Here is a 3,822-nt window from a genome sequence, read left to right as displayed (position 1 = left end):
CTGCTCGTCAGGAGTCTAGCTGATCCGTCGCGTTTTCACACAGCCTCGACCCTAGTCGGACGGATTGGGTCCGACTTCCACCCCTCAGCCGCAACCTCGGGTGTTCTGATGGCAGGTGCCGCGCCACGCTTCCAAAAGCCAACCTCCAGCCCACTGCGCCCCCTCCCGCCGCTTTTCCTCTAGCCACCGCGCCCCGCGCCCGCTAACGCGGCGTCATGATTCAGCCACACGCCTCGGGCGGCTACATCCTCGAAGAACTCTCGGTCGGCATGACGGCGGAGAAGCAGGTCACCGTCACCGAGGAGCGCATCGGCCTGTTCGCCGAGGCGTCGGACGACTTCAACCCGGTCCATATCGACGAGGCCTACGCGGCCAAGACCGCCTATCGCGGCCGGATCGCCCATGGCCTGCTGTCGGCCTCGTTCGGTTCGGCCGTGGTTGGAACGATCCTGCCGGGCGCGGGCTCGATCTATCTGTCGCAGACCCTAGCCTTCCATCGCCCCGTGAGGATCGGCGACGTCGTCACCGCCCGCGTCACCGTGGCGGCGATCGACGAGGTCAGCGCCCGGGTCACCCTGCGGTGCGAGGCCCTGGTCGGCGAGGACCTGATCATGGACGGCGAGGCGATCGTGCGCGTCCCCCGCCGCCGGCGTCCCGCCAAGGGCTGAGGCTCCTCCCGACACAACCCAAGGGTAAAAGTTTCCGTGCGGCGATCGCCGGGCCGCGTCGGACGCCCCAGACGCGGCCCGAACGCCTGGGCGCTTGATTCAAGCGCCCCTGTCTCCCATCGCGCCAACATGAACTTTTTTTAAGGGAGCAATTATTTCGCCCCGTTGCAGATTGCCGCCAGCTCACACCAACGGATGCGATTTCCATGAAAAGAGTTTTGTTCGGCGCGGCGGCCCTGGCGGCCTTGTCCCTGTCGGCCTTCGGGGCGCAAGCCCACGAGCAGCACGCCTGCATCGACGACGCCTGCGTGATGCAGTCCATCCTGCCGTTCGCGGTTTCGGGCGCGGCCTCCGGCGCCGTGGCCGGCGACGCGACCTCGCTGGAGTCGCCGCGCTACGGGACCTGGGGCTTCGACATCTCGGGCATGGACACCACCGCCAAGCCCGGCGACGACTTCTACAAGTTCGCCAACGGGACCTGGGACGCCAAGACGGTGATCCCCTCGGACCGCGTTCGTTACGGCAATTTCGACAAGCTGGCCGAGCTCTCCGAAGCCCGCACCCGCGCGATCATCGAGGCCGCCGCCGCCGACAAGGCCGCGACCGGCGAGAAGGCCAAGATCGGCGCCGCCTACCGCGCCTTCATGGACGAGGCCGCGATCGAGAAGCTGGACTCCAAGCCGATCCAGCCCTGGCTGGACGGCGTCAAGAAGGTCAAGACCAAGGACGAGTTCACGGCGCTGATGGGCAAGAGCTCGACCACGCCCTACGCCGACCTGATCAGCCTGGGCATCTCGACCGACGCCAAGAACCCGCAGCGCTACGCCGTCTACGCCGGCACCGGCGGCACCAGCCTGCCCGACCGCGACTACTATCTGGACGCCAAGTTCGCCGACAAGAAGGCCGCCTATCTGGTCTATGTCGAGAAGATGCTGACCCTGGCCGGCTGGCCCAAACCCGCCGAAAACGCCAAGGCCGTCGTCGATTTCGAGACCAAGCTGGCCGAGGCGTCGTGGACCCGCGTCGAGCGCCGCAACCGCGACAAGACCTACAACCCCGCCACCCTGGCCGAGCTGCAGGCGATGACGCCGGGCTATGACTGGAACCGCTACCTGGTCGGAACCGAGCTGCCGAAGCTCGACCGCGTCATCGTCACGACCAACACCTCGTTCCCCAAGTACGCCAAGATCTACGCCGAGACTCCGCTGGAAACCCTGAAGGCCTGGCAGGCGTTCAAGGTGACCGACGGCGCGGCCCCGATGCTGTCCAAGCGCTTCGCCGACGCCCAGTTCGAGTTCCGCAACAAGACCCTGGCCGGCCAGCCCGAGCAGCGTCCGCGCTGGAAGCGCGCCGTCGCCCAGGTCAACGGCATGCTGGGCGAGGCGGTCGGCAAGGAGTATGTCGCCGCCTACTTCCCGCCGGAGTCGAAGGCCAAGATGCTGGACCTGGTGGCCAATGTCCGCTCGGCCCTGAAGACCCGCATCGACAACCTCGACTGGATGGGCCCGGAGACCAAGGTCAAGGCCCAGGACAAGCTGGCCAAGTTCACCGTCAAGATCGGCTATCCCGACAAGTGGCGTGACTATTCCAAGCTGGAGATCAAGGAAGGCGACGCTTACGGCAACGTGATCCGCACGGGCGCGTGGGACTATCGCCACGATGTCGAACGCCTGAACCAGCCGGTCGACAAGACCGAGTGGGGCATGACCCCGCAGACGGTCAACGCCTACTACAACTCGGTCAACAACGAGATCGTGTTCCCGGCCGCCATCCTGCAGGCCCCGTTCTTCCATCCCGACGCGGACCCGGCCATCAACTACGGCGGCATCGGCGGCGTGATCGGTCACGAGATCGGCCACGGCTTCGACGACCAGGGCCGCAAGTCCGACGGCGACGGCGTGCTGCGCGACTGGTGGACGGCCGAAGACGCCGCCAAGTTCAACGCCCAGGCCGACAAGCTGGGCGCCCAGTACTCGGCGTTCGAGCCGTTCCCGGGCATGCACGTCAACGGCAAGCTGACCATGGGCGAGAACATTGGCGACATGGCCGGCCTGACCCTGGGCCTGGAAGCCTACCACCTGTCGCTGAAGGGCCAGCCGGCTCCGGTGCTGGACGGCTTCACCGGCGACCAGCGCATCTATCTGGGCTGGGCCCAGGTGTGGCGCGGCAAGTCGCGCGACGACGCCCTGAAGCAGCAGATCGCCAGCGATCCGCACTCGCCGGGCTACTACCGCGTCAACGGCACGATCCGGAACCAGCCCGGCTGGTACTCGGCCTATGACGTCAAGCCGGGCGACAAGCTGTACATCCCGCCGGAAGAGCGCGTGAAGATCTGGTAGTCGCCAAAACCTCTCGCGCCCGTTTCTGACGGGCCGTGATCAGGGCCGGTGAGCGATCACCGGCCCTTTTCCGTTTCGGGCGCTTTTAGAAAGGCGGCTTGGGGAAGGCGCGGCCATCCGCCTGGGCCGCGGGGGCGCCCTTCACCGCGTCCGCGTAGATCGCCTCCCCGGCCGGTGACAGCGCCAGGACGCGCGCCCCGACCAGGGTCGCGGCCAGCACGCCGATCGTCCACAGCCAGGCCGGATGCGGCCGCCCTCGCGCCCGCCAGTCCCGCGCGAGGCCGATCAGCGGGAAGATCACCGCCGCCCCGGCGGCGACCTCGAACGCATAGGGCTTGAGGAACGGCAGCGGCAGGATGCGGCCCAGGCCCGGCCCCATCAGCATCGTGAACGATCCGACCTGCAGGCGCGTGTGCCAGTCGCGGTTCTTCCGCAGGGTGACGGCGGCGGCGAACAGGCCCACCGCCCCCAGCAGGGTGGCCGGATTGACCACCACGAAGTGCTGCGGGAGGAAGAAGAACGGCGTGCGCCCGGCGCGGACCGCCGCCAGAGTCACCATTGTCCCCAGAACCGCCAGCGCCAGCATCCAGACCAGAGCCAGTCCCCCCAGGGTCCGGTGGATGCGCAAGGCGCCGCCGCTCGCCAGCCAGGCCTGGGCGACAACGATGGCCACCCAGCCCATCGCCACGACCGCATGAAGATGCACGATCAGCGGCGCGCCAAAGCTCGAGCGCCCCATGGCCAAATGCAGGACGAAGCCCGCGATCTCGACCACGGCCATGACCGTGACGAGGTTTCGAAAGAACGCCAGATCG

The 3,822-nt window shown here is 67.5% G+C and carries 3 protein-coding genes; 2 read left to right on the top strand and 1 reads right to left on the bottom strand.

What is annotated here, in order from left to right; all coding sequences use genetic code 11:
* The first annotated feature begins 215 nt into the window (after positions 1-215).
* Together AX690_RS10975 and AX690_RS10970 are read left to right on the top strand one after the other, a co-directional pair.
* Positions 216-668: a MaoC family dehydratase gene (locus tag AX690_RS10975; RefSeq protein ID WP_066682965.1), complete on the top strand. Its 453-nt coding sequence runs from the start codon at positions 216-218 to the stop codon at positions 666-668.
* Positions 669-874: 206 nt separating this feature from the next.
* The gene (locus AX690_RS10970) at positions 875-3,007 is read left to right on the top strand and encodes a M13 family metallopeptidase (RefSeq protein ID WP_066682964.1); all 2,133 of its coding nucleotides are present in this window, start codon (positions 875-877) and stop codon (positions 3,005-3,007) included.
* Positions 3,008-3,092: 85 nt separating this feature from the next.
* On the opposite strand, the gene AX690_RS23305 is transcribed toward AX690_RS10970, so the two are convergent.
* Positions 3,093-3,822, bottom strand: a 730-nt coding sequence (locus tag AX690_RS23305; protein ID WP_066730374.1) for a hypothetical protein, incomplete at its 5' end; no start/stop codon positions are given.

This window comes from Caulobacter sp. CCH9-E1 (assembly GCF_001556515.1).
Classification (GTDB): domain Bacteria; phylum Pseudomonadota; class Alphaproteobacteria; order Caulobacterales; family Caulobacteraceae; genus Caulobacter.
The sequence above is the reverse complement of the archived record's forward strand: the minus strand, read 5'-3'. Positions and strand labels throughout refer to the sequence as shown.